Source organism: Paraburkholderia sp. CI2, assembly GCF_014201055.1.
GTDB classification, from domain to species: domain Bacteria; phylum Pseudomonadota; class Gammaproteobacteria; order Burkholderiales; family Burkholderiaceae; genus Paraburkholderia; species Paraburkholderia tuberum.
Window position 1 is genome coordinate 206,274 of sequence record NZ_JACHDL010000002.1, and the last position, 16,192, is coordinate 222,465.

Below are 16,192 nucleotides of genomic sequence, written 5' to 3' on the forward strand. Positions count from 1 at the left end.
GAGCGTCTGGTGTTGTTCTGCGTCGCGGTCACGTGCCCATGAGCGCCAACCGGAGGCCAGTCTATCGAAGCGCTTTCATTATTAAAAATAATGTTTCTTCATTTTTTAATGCTCAAAAGTGGTAACGACAGATGCGCCGGCGGTTGGGACGCCGACAACGCCGTCATGTCGCCGACAAACGACGCCCCAGCGCGACCCTTGCGCCGAACTTAAAGTAAAGCTTGAAATGCGCCGAATACTGTATAAAAATACAGTCACCTGTTCATACATACAGTGGCCATGACAAAACTCACCGCACGACAGCAGCAGGTTTTCGATCTGATCCGCCGCGCGATCGAACGCACCGGCTTTCCGCCCACTCGCGCGGAAATTGCCGCCGAACTCGGGTTCAGCTCGGCCAATTCCGCGGAAGAGCATCTGCGCGCGCTGGCGCGCAAGGGCGTGATCGAACTCGCGGCCGGCGCGTCGCGCGGCATCCGCCTGCTGTCCGGGCAGGAGGACGCGCCGTACCAGTTCACCCTGCCGCATGCGGGCCTGATGCAGTTGTCGTTGCCGCTGATCGGCCGGGTCGCGGCGGGTAGCCCGATCCTCGCGCAGGAACATATCTCGCAGCACTACGCGTGTGACCCGGCGCTGTTCTCGAGCAAGCCCGACTACCTGCTGAAGGTGCGCGGCCTGTCGATGCGCGACGCGGGCATTCTCGACGGCGACCTGCTCGCGGTGCAAAAGCGCACCGAAGCGAAGGACGGCCAGATCATCATTGCGCGGCTTGGCGACGACGTGACGGTCAAACGTCTGAAGCGCCGGCCGAACGGCATCGAACTGATCGCCGAAAACCCCGATTACGACAACATCTTCGTGGAATCCGGCAGCGCCGATTTCGCGCTCGAAGGGATCGCGGTCGGGCTGATCCGCCCCAGCGAGTTCTGATCTTTCGCTGTCGCCGGAACGCTTGCGCCGGTTTGTCCAACCCAAGCCGCATTTACGCCCGCATCTACGCCCGCATCTACGCCGAATTACCTGGAGAGACTCATGGAACGCCTTGCCCGCCTGTTGCCCTTTCGCCAGTTCGGCCGTCTGCGCCATCTGCGCAAGCTCACGCCCTGCGCGCTAATCGAGGCGCCCGCTGCGCGCACGCCGTCGCTGTTCGACGCGACTGCCGAAGCTTCCGGTCTGCCGTCGTCGTTGCCGGCGTTCGCGCGCGTGTCGCTGAATTCGGCGCTGAACATCGCCGAGCCCGCGCGTCGCGCGCCGGTGCGGGTCTATCATGGACCGTCGCGACTGATCATGGTCGGCACGGTCGACGCTGTATGCCGTATGATCGATCGTTGCATAGCCGACGAAGCCAACGTGCACGGCGCGGTGTTCGAAGCCTGAGCGAATCCTGAGTACGCATGCAACAAGCACTTCGGATGTTCAGAGATTCGCGTGGGATGGGATCGTTTCGACCTCGCCGTGGTCGACGTTAGATCATCACTGACGTGGAGTCCCATTCGATGACAATTCGGAAACGCACACAGGGCAGCGCCACCCGGCCGCTGCTGATCACGCTGATCGTGGTGATCGTGATTGCCGCGCTGGGCTTTATTTATGCGTCACCGTATCTCGCGGTGAACAATCTCAAACGCGCCGCCGATGCGCGTGACGTGCAAACCGTCAATCAGTATGTGGACTTTCCCGCGCTACGCGATAGCCTGAAGCAACAGGTGGGCGCCATGCTGACACGCCGGCTCGAGGCGGATGCCGGCAACAAGATGGCCACGATCGGCGCGGTGATCGGCGTGACGCTGATCGGCCCGCTCGTCGATGCCTATGCGACACCCGACGGCGTCGCAGCGCTGCTGAACGGCATGCCGCCGCGTGGCACGCCGGGCGAGCAACCGTCCGCGCCGCCAGCCGCGGGCGGCGAAGCGCCGGCCGCACCAGCCGCGGGCGACACCACCACGCAGGCAAGCGCCCCGCCGCCCGGGCGTCAAAGCACGGCCGGCTATCGCAGTCTCAACGAGTTTGTCATTACGTACCGGCGTGGCGAAGGTAACGCGAATTATTCGGCAATCTTTCGTCGCGAAGGTCTGGTCACGTGGAAGCTCGCGGCGATCAATCTGAACGAGTGAGATTGAAGCCTGGCCGGATGGGATGCGTGGCTGGCCATCGGGGCCGGCCACGCGACAGGGTCTATTCACCTCTGGGCTAGATGACGGGGCGCGCGGCTTCGCGTCCCTCACTAGCCCATTACGCCGCAGCCGCCTGCTGCTGCTCCTGCGCGGACGAGCACGCCACCAGAATGCTGCACGACACGCGGTCGAGCAGCGGCGTGTTGCCCGCCCCCATCCACCACCGCGACAAACCGGTCCGGCAGCGATGACCCACCACCACGAGGTCGACCTGCAACTCGTTGGCAAGATTGGCGATCTCGTCGATCGGATGACCGAATGCGAAATGCCCTTGCGCGCTCACGCCTCGCTCGGTCAGCCAGTTCACGCCCTCCTGCAGAATCTCGCGGGCCGTTTTTTCGAAGCTGCCGCAGGCGACGTCCGTCAACAGGCCCGCGCTCTGCGCGATGCTCGAACGCATGTCGACGACCGACAGCAGATGCGTTTCCGCCTTCAGTTCCAACGCCAGATCGGCACCGCAACGCAGGGCTTTGCGGCCTTCGCGCGAGCCGTCGTAGCACAACAGGATTTTCTGGTAGCTCGCCATCTGTTTTCTCCATTCGCGCGGAAAGCGCGGTCTGAATCAATCATGGTGCGCCGCAATTCGGCTTGCAAGGGATGGAAAACGCTAAGTGCATACTCGGTGCATGCCGATCCAGTCTGCACAAGCGTTGGGCGACCCGACGCAGCGTTTGCACACAGATGCCGCAATGCAAAATTTCGTTTGCGAACGCTGCGTCGACACACTGCGGGCCGGTTGACGTGCCAGTCGTGCCACCGCCAATCAGCGGCGCCAATCGACACCGACGAGCGCATCGCACCCCACGCACGACGCGTTCCCGGACACCCGCTCGCATCAGCGATCCGATACCTGGAGTAAGCGGCTTCGCGTGCGCAATGCGTGCATCGCAGGTATGTTGTGTGTCTTGCGCGTACGTTGTATCTTCTTCCGGAGCCTTGCTCGAGCCATGCCCACCGCCCCCATCGAATTCCATCAGGTCAGGAAAAGCTACGGCGAAAAAACGGTCGTCGACGGATTGTCGTTTCATGTGAACACCGGCGAATGCTTCGGGCTGCTCGGCCCCAACGGCGCCGGTAAGACCACGACATTGCGCATGCTGCTCGGCATTGCGGCGCCCGACGCCGGCGCGATCCGGCTGTGCGACGAGCCGATCCCGGGCCGCGCGCGCCTCGCGCGCTCGCGCGTCGGCGTGGTGCCGCAGTTCGACAACCTCGATCCCGATTTCACGGTGCGCGAAAATCTGCTCGTATTCGGCCGCTACTTCGGTCTGAGCGCCGCGCAGTGTCGCGCGGCGGTGCCGGGTCTGCTCGAATTCGCTCGCCTCGAGAACAAGGCGGACGCGCGCGTGAGCGAACTGTCGGGCGGCATGAAGCGGCGCCTCACGCTCGCGCGCGCGCTGATCAACGATCCCGACGTGCTGATCATGGACGAGCCGACCACCGGTCTCGATCCGCAAGCGCGCCATCTGATCTGGGAGCGGCTGCGCTCGCTGCTCGCGCGCGGCAAGACCATCCTGCTGACCACGCACTTCATGGAAGAAGCCGAACGGCTCTGTCATCGCCTGTGCGTGATCGAGGAAGGCCGCAAGATCGCCGAAGGCGCGCCGCGCGAGTTGATCGAGTCCGAAATCGGCTGCGACGTGATCGAGATCTACGGCCCCGATCCGTTTGCGTTGCGCGACGAACTCGCGCCGCTCGCCGAGCGCACCGAGATCAGCGGCGAGACACTGTTCTGTTATGTGAACGACGCGCAGCCCGTGCATATGCGCCTCAAGCAGCGCGCCGATTTGCGCTATCTGCATCGGCCGGCGAATCTCGAGGATGTGTTTCTGCGGCTCACCGGTCGCGAAATGCAGGACTGAACCCATAGCGAGACACTTGATGGACGCACGTACTTACGAAACCCACGACGGCACGCCATCGGCGCAGGAACCGTTCGGTGCCTTCCCCGCCAATGCCACGAACTGGATCGCGGTGTGGCGCCGCAATTACCTGGTGTGGAAAAAGCTCGCGATCGCGTCGATGTTCGCCAACTTCGCCGATCCGATGATCTATCTGTTCGGTCTCGGCCTCGGGCTCGGGCTGATGGTCGGGCACGTCGACGGCGTGTCGTATATCTCGTTCCTCGCGGCGGGCACGGTGCCGTCGAGCGTGATGATGTCGGCGAGCTTCGAGTCGATGTATTCAGGCTTTTCGCGCATGCACGTGCAGCGCACGTGGGAAGCGATCATGCATACGCCGCTCACGCTCGGCGATATCGTGCTCGGCGAGGTGGTGTGGGCCGCCAGCAAATCGGTGTTGTCGGGTGTGGCGATCATGCTGGTGGCGGGCGCGCTCGGCTATGCGAGTTTTCCGTCGATGCTGCTCGCGCTGCCGGTCATCGTGCTGGCCGGTCTCGCGTTCGCGAGCCTCGCGATGATCGTGACGGCGCTCGCGCCGTCATACGACTTTTTCATGTTCTATCAGACGCTCGTGCTCACGCCGATGCTGCTGCTCTCCGGCGTGTTCTTCCCGATCTCGCAACTGCCCGGCGCCGCGCAAGCGGTGACTGCCGCGCTGCCCCTCGCCAATGCGGTCGATCTGATGCGCCCGGCGATGCTCGGTCGGCCGATGGAGCACGCGGCGCTCCATGTGAGCGTGCTGGCCGCTTATGCGGTCGGCGGCTTCATCGTGTCGGCGATCCTGCTTCGGCGTCGCATGATGAAGTAAGCCGAACGCGCGGGCGGCGCGTCGCGCCTGCACCCGCGCAAGACGACGCCGCGTCGGTCGTCGCACGGCGTGTTTGCTATCGTTGCGCGCGCTCAGTCCTCGTCATCGGTCCACGGAATATCGACGTCGGAGATGAACGCGACCGTCGCGAACGGGCCGCCCTCGTGACGCCCGATCTTGCCATCGGCGCGCTGCCATTCCACCCGGAACACGGTGACCGGATCATCCGCGATCAGCCGCACCGTGCGCAATTCGTCGGGATCGGCGTCCTCGACCGGACCGTCGAGCGAAATCAGCAGCGCCTGTGGCCATAGACCATCGGCGGGATCGTAGATCTTGTCGCCGTCGTGAATCAGCGTGAAGGCTTCCACGCCGATGGTCGCCGAGGCATCGACGATCATCTTGGCGAGCGCACGCAACAAGGCGGTCGCCCGCGCCGAGTTTGCCTGACGGATCGCGAGATCACCGCGCGTGAGAGCCTGCTCGAGTTTTGGATTGGTTTTCTGTTGCGCCATGGCTGTGTTGGTCCTATCGCTCTGTCGTGGGCAACGCGCCATCGGGACGACGCGCCGCGTTTCTATTTGGGTCCATCTATTGCCGCTTGTGTGCATTGCAGCATCGCGGGCTGGGCGGCAGGTCCGCGGTTCGACTGTCATTGTTCCGCGTTTCCCCTGATCGTGGCGCGCACCATCAGGGTCGTTTTCTCAGGGCCGTCCTTGCCGTCCACCACAGTTTAGGTCGTGATTCGGATTCCGGGAGAACATTTGCCGCTTAGTGCGGGGCATGTGTCGCATTTCATGCATCGGCTCGCGGGCGCCGCGGCGTACGTTTACCGCGTCCACCGGCGACCTTCGACGCCTGCGCCCCGACCGGCTTCGCATCCGCGATCCGCGCGATCAGATGGTCGCGAAACGTGCGCACCGACGGGGGCAACTCGCGCCTCGCCATCGTCTGCACCTGGATGCTGCGCTGGCGCATCTGCGGGTCGGTGAGCGGAATCACGACGAAGCCGTCGTCGGCATAGCGGTCGCGCACCGACAGCAGCCCCGTGAACATGATCGCGCCGGACCGCTGCGCGTAGCGATAACTCGCGCCGCTGTTGTTGCAGATCAGGTCCGGCTCGAGGAGGATGCCTTCGAGCGCGCACGTGATGTCGATCAACTGGCGAATCGTGGTGCCCGTCTCCGACAACACGAGCGGATAGCGACTCACCTCGGCGAGCGACAGTTTCGCGCGCGCCGCAAGGGGATGATCGGCGCGCAGCAGCACGAACACCGGCGCGCGTTCGGTGTGCTCGACCTTCACACCCTTCTCCGGCGCGAGGCTGAACGACAGCGCGATATCGACGTCGCCGTCGCGCACGTGGCGAGTGGCGTCGGCCGGCGACATCACGGTCAGCGTGAAATCGATGCCGGGGTGCTCGGCGCGGAAATCCGCAATCGCGGCGGGCAGGAAGTCGACCGCAAAGCCCTCGGCGGTCGCGATCTTGATCCGGCTGCCGTGCAAGCTCGCGAGGCCGCTAATCTCTTTCATCACGTGCTCGGCTTCGAGCAGGCTGCGTTGCGCGTACGCCAGCAGCCGCTCACCGGCCTCGGACAGCGTCATGCCGCGCGGACGCCGCTCGAACAGCGTCACGCCGAGTTCGCTTTCGAGCCGCACGATTTGCCGGCTGATCGCCGATACCGCGACGTGCAGCCGCTCGGACGCGTCGCTCAGCGAGCCGCTGCGCGCGACTTCGACGAAATAACGCAACGCGATGCCATGCAGTGAACGTGCCATCCTGGACGCCTCGATCGAATCAGTTGCAACGGTGCCATGGGTGGGCGGGTGCCGCGGTTCGAGCCGACGCGCGACGCTTTGCTTTTCCGGCAAGGCAAGCTTCGAAACATGATCATTGTGACAAAAATGGCGCGCTTCTAGAATCGGTCGCAATCACGTTGCAGACGATTCGCCTGAACGCCGCGCCGAGCATCGAGCCATCGAGCCTCGCGGCCCTCCGCCCCTTCACCCATCCCCCGCATCGGAGACATCGACATGAGCCGCAACCAGGCCATCGAGCTTGCCACCCGGCACTTCGAATCCGGCGCTTTTCTCGCCGATCTGAACCGCCGCGTCGGTTTTCGCACCGAAAGCCAGGAAAGCGATCGCGGCGCACTGCTGCTGTCCTATCTGACCGACGAAATCCAGCCCGAAGCGGAGCGCCTCGGCTTCAGCACGCGCATCGTCGATAACCCGGTCGATGGCTTCGGTGCGTTCCTTATCGCCAACCGTCACGAAGGCGATCATCTGCCGACCGTGCTGATCTACGGCCACGGCGACGTCGTGCGCGGCTACGATAGCCAGTGGCGCGCGCCGCTGACGCCGTGGGCGGTGACCGTGGAAGGCGAGCGCTGGTTCGGTCGCGGCACCGCCGACAACAAAGGCCAGCACTCGATCAACCTCGCCGCGCTCGCGAGCACGCTCGCCGCGCGCGACGGCAAACTCGGCTTCAACACGAAGCTGTTGATCGAGATGGGTGAGGAAACCGGCTCACCGGGGCTCGACGCGATCTGCCATGCGCATCGCGACGAACTCGCCGCCGACGTGCTGATCGCCTCCGACGGTCCGCGTCTCGCAGCGCGTCGTCCGACCGTGTTTCTCGGCTCGCGCGGCGCGGTCAATTTCAGGCTGTCGCTGAACCTGCGCGACGGCGCGCATCACTCGGGCAACTGGGGCGGCTTGCTGCGCAATCCGGCGACGGTGCTCGCCAACGCGCTCGCGAGTCTCGTCGATGCGCGCGGCGTGATCGCAGTCGACGGCCTGCGTCCGCCGCCGATCCCCGAGGCCGTGCGCCGCGCACTTGCCGACATCACGGTGGGCAACGGTCCGGGCGACCCCACCGTCGATGACAACTGGGGCGAGCCGGGTCTTACCGCGCCCGAGCGCGTGTTCGGCTGGAACAGCTTCGAAGTGCTGGCCTTCAAGGCGGGCAATCCGGAGAACCCGGTCAACGCGATTCCGCCGTCGGCGTTCGCGGTCTGCCAGTTGCGTTTCGTGGTCGGCACCGATTGGGAAAACCTCGGCGAGCACCTGCGCGCGCATCTCGATGCGCACGGTTTTCAGCTGGTCGAAATCGACGTCGAACGCGGCGCGCCAGCCACGCGGCTGGATCCCGACGATCCGTGGGTCACGTGGGCGATCGCGTCGCTCGAAGCGACCACCGGCAAGAAGACCGCGCTGCTGCCGAATCTCGGCGGCACGCTGCCGAACGAGGTATTCGCCGACACGCTCGGTCTGCCGACGATCTGGGTGCCGCATTCTTATCCGGCCTGCTCGCAGCATGCGCCGAACGAGCACCTTCTGGCTCCGGTGGTGCGCGAGGGCCTGCAGATGATGGCGGGACTGTTCTGGGATCTCGGCGAGAATTCGCCGCTTGCGGCGAAGCGCGAGACGGTGGACACGGCAAAGGCCGCGGGTTGAGTTCGGCCGACGCCGAGTGATTCGCTGCGCCTTCCGCGGCCGCCCCGGCAATCGACCGGGGCCACCGCGGCAAGCGCGTCGCGCTTACCTCGACATCAAGGCGCCGGATTCGGCTGCAGCTCGTGCAGCCTGTCGATTTCCGCCAGCACTTCCGGCGACAGCTTCACGTCCGCGCTGGCGATGTTTTCCTTCAATTGTTCGAGCGAGGTCGCGCCGATCAGATTGCTGGTCACGAACGGCCGGCTATTGACGAACGCGAGCGCGAATTGCGCGGGGGTCATGCCGTGGCGCTTCGCGAGCTCGACGTAACGCGTGGTCGCCTGCACGGCTTGCGGCTTGCTATAGCGCTGGAAGCGCTCGAACAGCGTGATGCGCGCGCCGGCAGGACGCGCGCCGCCTTCGTACTTGCCCGACAGCCAGCCGAACGCGAGCGGTGAATACGCGAGCAGACCGATGTTGTCGCGATGCGCGTACTCGGACAGACCCACTTCGTACGTGCGGTTCAACAGGCTGTACGGATTCTGGATGCTGACGATGCGCGGCAAGCCGAGTCTTTCGGCCGCGCGCAGAAACTGCGCGACGCCCCACGGCGTTTCGTTCGACACGCCGATATGGCGCACCTTGCCAGCCTTCACGAATTCGGCGAGTACCGTCAGCGTTTCCTCGATCGGCACCGTGTACGCGTCGTCGACCCACGGATACGACGGACGGCCGAACGTCATCGTGCTGCGATCGGGCCAGTGCAGCTGATACAGATCGACGTAGTCCGTTTGCAGACGTTCGAGGCTGTCGTTGAGCGCCTCGGTCAGGTTCTTGCGATCGAACTGGTTGCCCTCGCCGCGAATATGACGCGGATTGTGCGGCTGACGCGCGGGGCCCGCGATCTTGGTGGCGAGCACGATCTTCTCGCGCGCGCTCTTGTGCTGCGCGAGCCACGTGCCGATGTAGCGCTCCGTCGAGCCTTGCGTTTCGGCGCGCGGCGGCACCGGATACATTTCCGCGGTGTCGATCAGGTTCACACCGTGATCGAGCGCGTAGTCGATCTGCGCGTGCGCTTCCTGCTCGGTGTTCTGCTCGCCCCACGTCATCGTGCCGAGACCAATCAGGCTAACCTGCACGTCGGAGTCGCCGAGTCTGCGGTATTCCATCAAACTTGTCCTGTTGAAGAGGTGAGCGGAAAGCGCAGACGTTACCACGCCGACGCATTACCTGCAGCACGGCTAGAATGCGGGGCCATGCGTTGCAGCGCGCCGCCGGGTGCTTGCGCGTTGCGCGCTTTGCGCTCTCGATGCGCGTTTCATCATGACTTCGTTGCCATGAATCACGAACACCTCGAATTGCTGGTCACGCGCGTGATGCCCTACGGGAAATATAAAGGCCGCGTGATCGCCGACCTGCCCGGCCACTATCTGAACTGGTTCGCGAGCCAGGGCTTTCCGCCCGGCGAGATTGGCCGTCTGCTCGCGTTGATGCACGAGATCGATCACAACGGCTTGAGACCGCTGCTCGCCCCCTTGCGCAAACCGAAGCCCCTGGAGCGTTGAGACCGTGGCCGTGAAAGCGTTGCCAGGCCGGCTGAAAGTCGCGGCGCAGGCAAACTGCAAGCAATGTAGGACAGTACAAATTCATACAGGTTTTTTCTTGCGGATCGCGTTTGCGTGGCCTTTAATCGCCATAGGTCGTCGCGCTGTGAAACGTCGGGAGTGAAGCGGATCAGTCGTCATTCGCTGAACAATTTCGATGTGTTCCGGCGTCGTGCGATCCCCCGCCTTCGTGACTCCCTGCATGTCCATGTCGCAATTCAACCTGTCGGCGTTGCTCGAATTCATCGGCCACGATCTGTCGCCGGTGCGCGCGGTCATCCTGTTCTTCGTGATCGGCTACGTCGTGGTCGGACTGCCTGTGCATTTTCGCCAGGGCGCGGTCTCGCGCGACATCTGGGGCACGGCCGCCGGCGTAACGATGGCCGTGATCTACGCGGCGTTCATTGCCGGCGTGTACCCGTGGCTGCATCACGTATCGGCGATCGCGCGTTGAGCGTCGGCCGCCGTCAGGTGGGGTCCGAGACCTTCCCATAGCGGTTCACGCAATTCGCCTCGCGGCTGCCAGCGCCGCATCGACGTTCAATACAACGGTCGGCGCATCTGTGCGGAACTCGCGGTACTGACACGCCGCATCGTCTCGCGAAATGCAAGGCAACGTTCGTCCCACTCGAGCCCGCAATGCGCGAGCATGCGACGCACGTTCGCTTCGCAAGCGTCGACCAGCTCCTCGTGCTCGATCTCGATCATCACGCCCGCGTGTAGAACGCGCCGCCAGTGCGTTATCAACGCATCGTACGCGCGCTGACAGCGGCCCAGCTCGCCGAGGTGGCAGCCGAACGCCACGTCGTGAAAAATGCGCGAGAAAATCGATAGACAGGTCTGTAATCGCGAGCGGCGGCCATGATCGATGCGCGCGTTCGGCAGCGCGAGATCAATGAGGCCGACGTTGATGAAGTTGAACGGGTATTTGTCGGCAAAGCGCGCGAGCGGGCCAAGCGATTCCGGCTCGTTGTCGCGCATGCCCTGGCGATACAGCACGTTGCCTTTGAGCAGATGATCGAACGGGGCGGGCAAGCGAATCGCTTCCGACTTAAACGACGAATCGTCCGATGGAAGTTAGCAGCCACGCCCTTCAGTAACGTATCAGATCGCTAACGAAGTGTTACCGCAACGCCGCCCGGTAATACGCGAGAAGATTGGCGAAACGGTCGAGCGTCGCGGCAACGGCTCGCGTGGTCGAAGCCCCGAGCGCGCACCGCCGCGCCGGCGCCGGTAACGCTCGGACACAAACGCGGCTGAACTCCGTTGCGCGCGGTTTTTCTGAGGTTTACGTGAAGGAGAAAATCGTGACCAGGCTCATTGCATCGATGACGCTGCTAGCGGCCGCGGCAGCGAGCATCACTGGATGCGTCGTCGCGCCGCCAGCGGACTACGGCTATGCGCAACCCTACTATCCCTACGCGTATGGACCGCCTTACTACGGACCGGCGTACGGCTCGGTTGGTATCTATGGCGGTTTCGGAGGGTCGTGCTGCTATTACCGACATGGGTATTGGCACGGGCACGGCGGATGGCATGGCGGTGGCGGGCACGGCGGGCATGGCGGGCATGGCGGGCATGGCGGGCATGGCGGCGACGGCGGGGACGGCGGGGACGGCGGATGGCATGGTGGCGGATACGGCGGCATGCACGGCGGCGGCAGCTCGTGGAGCAGTGGCGGCGGGATGGGGGGACATGGACATTAAGGCATTGACGCATTGACGAACCGGTGCCCGCCTTTGTCGCGACAGTGATAGGGCTCCAGCGCGCCCGGCGGTTTCTGGCCTTGCGGTAAAATTATTGTTTTGATTCAAGCCGCCTGGCCGCTCCATGTCTTTACCTCGCACTCCCAGCCCCCGCCGCGTGTCCGTTGCCCCGATGATGGACTGGACGGATCGCCATTGCCGCTCGCTGCATCGAATGATTTCGCGCCATACCTGGCTTTACACGGAGATGGTGACGACCGGCGCGCTGCTGCACGGCGACGTGCCGCGTCATCTCGCATTCACGCCCGACGAAGCGCCAGTCGCGCTGCAACTCGGCGGCAGCGAGCCCGACGACCTCGCGCGTTCGGCCAAGCTCGGCGAGCAATGGGGCTATGACGAAATCAACCTGAATTGCGGCTGCCCATCCGAGCGCGTGCAACGCGGCGCGTTCGGCGCATGCCTGATGAACGAGCCGCAACTCGTCGCCGATTGCGTGAAGGCGATGCGCGACGTCGTATCGGTGCCAGTCACGGTCAAGCACCGCATCGGCGTCGATACGGTCGAGGAATACGGCTTCGTCCGCGATTTTGTCGGCACGATCGCACAAGCCGGCTGTGAGGTCTTTATCGTTCATGCGCGTAACGCGATACTGAAAGGCCTGAGCCCGAAGGAAAACCGCGAGATTCCGCCGCTCAAGTACGACTACGCGTATCAGTTGAAGCGCGATTTTCCGCAGCTGGAAATCGTCATCAATGGCGGTATCAAGACGCTCGACGAAGTCGACGCGCATCTTCAGCACGTCGACGGCGTGATGCTCGGGCGCGAGGCGTATCACAACCCCTACCTGCTCGCCGATGTCGACGCGCGCTTCTACGGCTCTGCGCAGGCGCCGCTGACGCGCGAGCAGGTCGAAGCGAAACTGATCGAGTATTGCGCGACCGAAATGGCGCGCGGCACCTATCTCGGCGCGATCACGCGCCATGCGCTTGGGCTGTATCGCGGCGAAGCGGGTGCGCGTGGTTGGCGTCGAGTTTTGTCCGACAGCAAGCGACTTGCCGCCCGTGATCTGACCATCTTCGACGAAGCAAGACAGCATCTGCGCGAGCCCATCGACATTTTTGAATAAAGGACTAGGCAAACCACCATCTAGTCCCTATAATCTCGTTTCTTCGTCGGCGAGACAGGTTTTTAGAGCAAGTCAAGCGGATGTTAGTGGTGGCTGTAGCTCAGTTGGTAGAGTCCAGGATTGTGATTCCTGTCGTCGTGGGTTCGAGTCCCATCAGCCACCCCACAGAATTCATTAGAATCAATCGTTTATTGAAAGCTCGTGGATTTCACAAAGTGAAATTCGGAACGAAAACGAGGATTTCGGAATAAGCCCGCCATCGAGCGGGCTTTTTTGCGTCTCAGTCGGGGCGAAGAGGACACGTCCCCGCTCCGAAGTCTGGCTGGCGCCGGAAAATGACGAAGGGCCGGTTTTTTCTTGACTACCAATAGTGGTGCGAGGGAGGGGACTCGGCCCACCACTCGTCGACATTCTCGCGTTTGATCGGCACGATGCAACGGTCATCACCAGTTGCCGAGACTTCCGGGCGGCGGTTCGTCGGCGACCGCACACGATCCTGAACCGACGTTCGACATGGCGAGCCATCTACGGCTCTTCCCGAGGTAGAGCAGACGTTCACGGTGTATGACTCAAGCACCCTTGGCCAAAGCTGCTATTTGCGTTGTCGCTCGTCAGGAGCGGCTGGATGACCTGACGATCATCCAGCGCCAATGCATCAGAATGTGGAACTGCCGAAGGTACTACAACGCGCTCAATAAAAACAAACCAAACCTCGACGACTGACGTCGACCGCCTGATCGCCACCTTCGAGGCTTGCCTCGCGGAGCTCGCCTGATCGTCCGTGCTGCGCTACCGATCGAGATTCGATAGCATCGCCGGCAGGTAGCGCGCACCCGCCGTCTTGTGCTGCGAGAGGAAAGCGCGAATGCTTTCCAGCTCGGCGGCCGTGAGCGTGACTGAAGCCGCCCCCAGGTTTTCCTCGAGGTACTTGCGCCGCTTGGTGCCCGGGATCGGCACCAGATCGTTGCCTTGATGAAGCAGCCATGCGAGGGCAATCTGGCCCGGCGTCACGGACTTGTCCTTCGCCAGCGCCTTGACGAAGTCGGCGAGCTTGATGTTCGCGTCGAAATTGCTGCCCTGAATTCGCGGATCGTTGGCAGCACGCCAGTCATCGGCGGGCAACTCTTCCGCCCGCTTCGCCGTGCCGGTCAGAAACCCGCGGCCAAGCGGACTATATGGCACAAAACCAATGCCGAGTTCACGAAGCGCCGGCAAGACCTTGTCTTCGACACCGCGCTCGAACAGCGAATATTCACTCTGCAGGGCGGAAACCGGTTGCACCGCGTGCGCCCGCCGGATGGTATCGACGCTCGCTTCGGACATGCCAAAAAAGCGCACCTTGCCGGCCGCGATCGCATCCTTCACCGTGCCCGCAACATCTTCGATCGGCACATCGGGATCGACCCGATGCTGATACAGTAAATCGATGTGATCGGTCTGCAAGCGCTTTAGCGAAGCATCAATCACTCCCTTGATGTGCGCGGGGCGACTATTGAGGCCGCGCACACCATTTTCAAAGGCAAAACCGAACTTGGTCGCGATCGTGACCTCGTGCCGGCGCCCCTTCAACGCACGGCCGAGCAGTTCTTCGTTGGTGAATGGGCCATAGATTTCCGCAGTATCGAAAAACGTACAACCCAGTTCGATCGCCCGATGGATCGTTGCGACCGATTCCTCGTCGTCCGGCGTGCCGTATGCAAAGGACATCCCCATGCAGCCCAGCGCGATCTCCGACACCACAAGTCCTTCACGTCCAAGCTTCCGAGTCTTAAGCATGCTGCTCCTCCATCGAAAAGTGCTCCGTTTACGATGGCATATGCAGGAAGAGGATGTTAGTCAGATCCTCTTGATTCATTGCCTGATTGTTCCGGACAGGCGCGCAATGAGAGTCGTAACTTCTTCGCGACCAAGACAGACCTTAAACCCAGCCGGTGTTTAGCCTACCGACTCCGGCAGCGTGCTCAAGCCATGTGCTAACCGCGCGCGATTACATGCCGGCGTGCCTGCCTTGATCTCGGGGTAATCGTTCGATCCGTGCAAAATCTGGCGGTAACGGCGCCATCTTTCAGTTCACGGTGCCCGTCGATCCAGCCGTTTCAGCGTAAGCCGGCCTCGTACTCTGCACCTCAGGGTATCGCGTCGCCAGCCTCCGCCCTCCGTCAATGGCTACGAGTTACATGATGGCCGGCCGGCGAGCGTCCGATGTCCGGCTCAGAGCCGATATCCGAATGTTCGCCACGACGCGCGGTCGAAGGGCTGAAGATGGCCGGTTGCAGTCTCATGCAATGAGCATACGCTGCCTGAACTTCGCACGAGCTGCGATCGGAAGCACGCGACCCCTATGCGCCATTCAAAGCGCCAATTTAGGTGACTGGTATGCAGCCAGAAGATGCCACCCCGCCGGGCAGCCTTCGACAACCAGCCGAAGCCGCCTGTCATCAGTGCGGCGTGATGTCGCCTGGCACCCGGCCATGAGGACGCGTTGTGGGACAATCCAGTTCGGCAACCACTAGTCTGGAGGGCGAACGCCATGGATTCGTCATACATCAAACTGACAACCCCAATCGTCGACAGCCGGTCAGCGCTGTGGTTCTCCGCGTATGGCTTCGGGTGGGGATACTGCGCCTTCGAACTCAGACCGGAGGTTGTTTGCGAATACCTCGGAGCGGCAGACGAAAGCCAGAAGCAGTTGCTGCTCGCGTTTCAGTTGGGAAAGCAAAAGTTAGTGGGAGTTGCGGAACGCAAAATACCTCCATCGAGTGGAGAGCGCATCGAGATTACTGGCCAGGATCTTTAAGCCGCGCTGCAGCAGTGCACACGACCGGCCGGTTCGGTCTAAGCACCCGTCATTCGCGCATGAAGTCGGACTGACCGGACCTGGCCGCCTCCTGCATACCGGGTTAATAAGGCCGGGATTGTTTCCAGCCGATGCACCGCCGCTGTGGTGCCAAAGCTTGTCAGGGTGCCAGCGACCGGGACGAGCGGCGTGCCGCGCCCAGTTCCGTCCTCGCTCGCGTCGAAGCCCCCCCCTCGCAATGAGTGCGCGACGAGCAACGTTTCAGATTCCGCGTCGATGCGCTGATTGCTCGTCGTGAGCGCTCGCGCGATTTCGGGTATCAAGCCACCGTCGCACTCGAAGTCCGTCCCGAGTCCACCACCGCCTTGAGTGCGCGCGCTAAGGGTTGGGGCAATTCCTTGCCCCGATTTGCGGCTCGGCGGAGGATGCCCGCGCAGGCTTTCTCGCCCAGCGCCGTGGCGGTGAGCCTGCCGATGCGGGACACTGCCGCGATTGCCTGGCACTCGGCTTCTCGCTTGTGCCATGCCCGCGATAGAGTCCGGACATAAGTCCACAACCACCCTTTCTCGTGATCAAGAATTGCCTTGCGAATGGGAGGCGACCATGTAAGAGATGTCGGGCTTGCTGCTGGTTTTGCC

17 protein-coding genes and 1 tRNA gene are annotated in these 16,192 nt (G+C 62.9%); 12 read left to right on the forward strand and 6 right to left on the reverse strand.

The window, feature by feature from the left end; genetic code table 11:
- Window positions 1-279: 279 nt before the first annotated feature.
- From lexA to HDG32_RS04715, 3 genes are all read left to right on the forward strand, one after another.
- Window positions 280-930, forward strand: coding sequence for a transcriptional repressor LexA (gene lexA, locus HDG32_RS04705; RefSeq protein ID WP_184029221.1), 651 nt, complete (start codon window positions 280-282; stop codon window positions 928-930).
- Window positions 931-1,032: 102 nt separating this feature from the next.
- Window positions 1,033-1,377, forward strand: a complete 345-nt coding sequence (locus tag HDG32_RS04710) for a hypothetical protein (RefSeq protein WP_018418189.1) — start codon at window positions 1,033-1,035, stop codon at window positions 1,375-1,377.
- Between the two features lie 119 nt (window positions 1,378-1,496).
- The gene (locus tag HDG32_RS04715; RefSeq protein ID WP_184063810.1) at window positions 1,497-2,114 is read left to right on the forward strand and encodes a DUF2939 domain-containing protein; all 618 of its coding nucleotides are present in this window, start codon (window positions 1,497-1,499) and stop codon (window positions 2,112-2,114) included.
- Between the two features lie 118 nt (window positions 2,115-2,232).
- On the opposite strand, the gene HDG32_RS04720 is transcribed toward HDG32_RS04715, so the two are convergent.
- Window positions 2,233-2,700 carry a universal stress protein gene (locus HDG32_RS04720; protein ID WP_018418191.1) on the reverse strand — a complete coding sequence of 156 codons (468 nt, stop codon included), beginning with the start codon at window positions 2,698-2,700 and terminating at the stop codon, window positions 2,233-2,235.
- A gap of 421 nt (window positions 2,701-3,121) precedes the next feature.
- Here HDG32_RS04720 and nodI point away from each other — a divergent pair, with 421 nt between their 5' ends.
- Together nodI and HDG32_RS04730 are read left to right on the forward strand one after the other, a co-directional pair.
- A complete protein-coding gene (gene nodI, locus HDG32_RS04725) occupies window positions 3,122-4,036 on the forward strand; it encodes a nodulation factor ABC transporter ATP-binding protein NodI (protein ID WP_184063813.1) in 915 nt (304 codons plus the stop codon).
- Window positions 4,037-4,055: 19 nt separating this feature from the next.
- Complete coding sequence (locus HDG32_RS04730; RefSeq protein ID WP_184063817.1) at window positions 4,056-4,883, forward strand: ABC transporter permease; 828 nt, start codon at window positions 4,056-4,058, stop codon at window positions 4,881-4,883.
- 92 nt (window positions 4,884-4,975) lie between these two features.
- Here HDG32_RS04730 and HDG32_RS04735 read toward each other — a convergent pair whose 3' ends face one another.
- Window positions 4,976-5,398: a hypothetical protein gene (locus HDG32_RS04735; protein ID WP_090804526.1), complete on the reverse strand. Its 423-nt coding sequence runs from the start codon at window positions 5,396-5,398 to the stop codon at window positions 4,976-4,978.
- A 280-nt stretch (window positions 5,399-5,678) separates the two neighbouring features.
- The gene (locus tag HDG32_RS04740; RefSeq protein WP_184063820.1) at window positions 5,679-6,662 is read right to left on the reverse strand and encodes a LysR family transcriptional regulator; all 984 of its coding nucleotides are present in this window, start codon (window positions 6,660-6,662) and stop codon (window positions 5,679-5,681) included.
- Window positions 6,663-6,917: 255 nt separating this feature from the next.
- Here HDG32_RS04740 and HDG32_RS04745 point away from each other — a divergent pair, with 255 nt between their 5' ends.
- Window positions 6,918-8,342, forward strand: a complete 1,425-nt coding sequence (locus HDG32_RS04745; protein WP_184063823.1) for a M20 family metallopeptidase — start codon at window positions 6,918-6,920, stop codon at window positions 8,340-8,342.
- A 95-nt stretch (window positions 8,343-8,437) separates the two neighbouring features.
- Here HDG32_RS04745 and HDG32_RS04750 read toward each other — a convergent pair whose 3' ends face one another.
- Window positions 8,438-9,490: an NADP(H)-dependent aldo-keto reductase gene (locus HDG32_RS04750; RefSeq protein ID WP_184029240.1), complete on the reverse strand. Its 1,053-nt coding sequence runs from the start codon at window positions 9,488-9,490 to the stop codon at window positions 8,438-8,440.
- A 168-nt stretch (window positions 9,491-9,658) separates the two neighbouring features.
- On the opposite strand from HDG32_RS04750, the gene HDG32_RS04755 reads away from it, so the two are divergent.
- Both HDG32_RS04755 and HDG32_RS04760 read left to right on the forward strand, forming a co-directional pair.
- Window positions 9,659-9,886, forward strand: coding sequence for a DUF3820 family protein (locus tag HDG32_RS04755; RefSeq protein ID WP_184063826.1), 228 nt, complete (start codon window positions 9,659-9,661; stop codon window positions 9,884-9,886).
- Between the two features lie 247 nt (window positions 9,887-10,133).
- Window positions 10,134-10,379, forward strand: coding sequence for a hypothetical protein (locus tag HDG32_RS04760; RefSeq protein WP_184064178.1), 246 nt, complete (start codon window positions 10,134-10,136; stop codon window positions 10,377-10,379).
- Window positions 10,380-10,465: 86 nt separating this feature from the next.
- Here HDG32_RS04760 and HDG32_RS04765 read toward each other — a convergent pair whose 3' ends face one another.
- Window positions 10,466-10,960 (reverse strand): sulfotransferase, encoded by a 495-nt coding sequence (locus tag HDG32_RS04765; RefSeq protein ID WP_260335664.1) that lies wholly within the window; start codon window positions 10,958-10,960, stop codon window positions 10,466-10,468.
- A 272-nt stretch (window positions 10,961-11,232) separates the two neighbouring features.
- Between HDG32_RS04765 and HDG32_RS04770 the strand changes: the two genes are divergently transcribed.
- From HDG32_RS04770 to HDG32_RS04780, 3 genes are all read left to right on the forward strand, one after another.
- Window positions 11,233-11,631 (forward strand): hypothetical protein, encoded by a 399-nt coding sequence (locus HDG32_RS04770; protein ID WP_184063830.1) that lies wholly within the window; start codon window positions 11,233-11,235, stop codon window positions 11,629-11,631.
- 124 nt (window positions 11,632-11,755) lie between these two features.
- Window positions 11,756-12,757 carry a tRNA dihydrouridine(20/20a) synthase DusA gene (gene dusA / locus HDG32_RS04775; protein WP_184063833.1) on the forward strand — a complete coding sequence of 334 codons (1,002 nt, stop codon included), beginning with the start codon at window positions 11,756-11,758 and terminating at the stop codon, window positions 12,755-12,757.
- Between the two features lie 89 nt (window positions 12,758-12,846).
- A tRNA-His gene (locus HDG32_RS04780) sits at window positions 12,847-12,922 on the forward strand.
- 624 nt (window positions 12,923-13,546) lie between these two features.
- Here the strand turns inward: HDG32_RS04780 and HDG32_RS04785 are convergent.
- Window positions 13,547-14,533, reverse strand: a complete 987-nt coding sequence (locus HDG32_RS04785; RefSeq protein ID WP_184063835.1) for an aldo/keto reductase — start codon at window positions 14,531-14,533, stop codon at window positions 13,547-13,549.
- Between the two features lie 754 nt (window positions 14,534-15,287).
- Between HDG32_RS04785 and HDG32_RS04790 the strand changes: the two genes are divergently transcribed.
- The gene (locus HDG32_RS04790; protein WP_184063838.1) at window positions 15,288-15,554 is read left to right on the forward strand and encodes a hypothetical protein; all 267 of its coding nucleotides are present in this window, start codon (window positions 15,288-15,290) and stop codon (window positions 15,552-15,554) included.
- Window positions 15,555-16,192 lie beyond the last annotated feature (638 nt).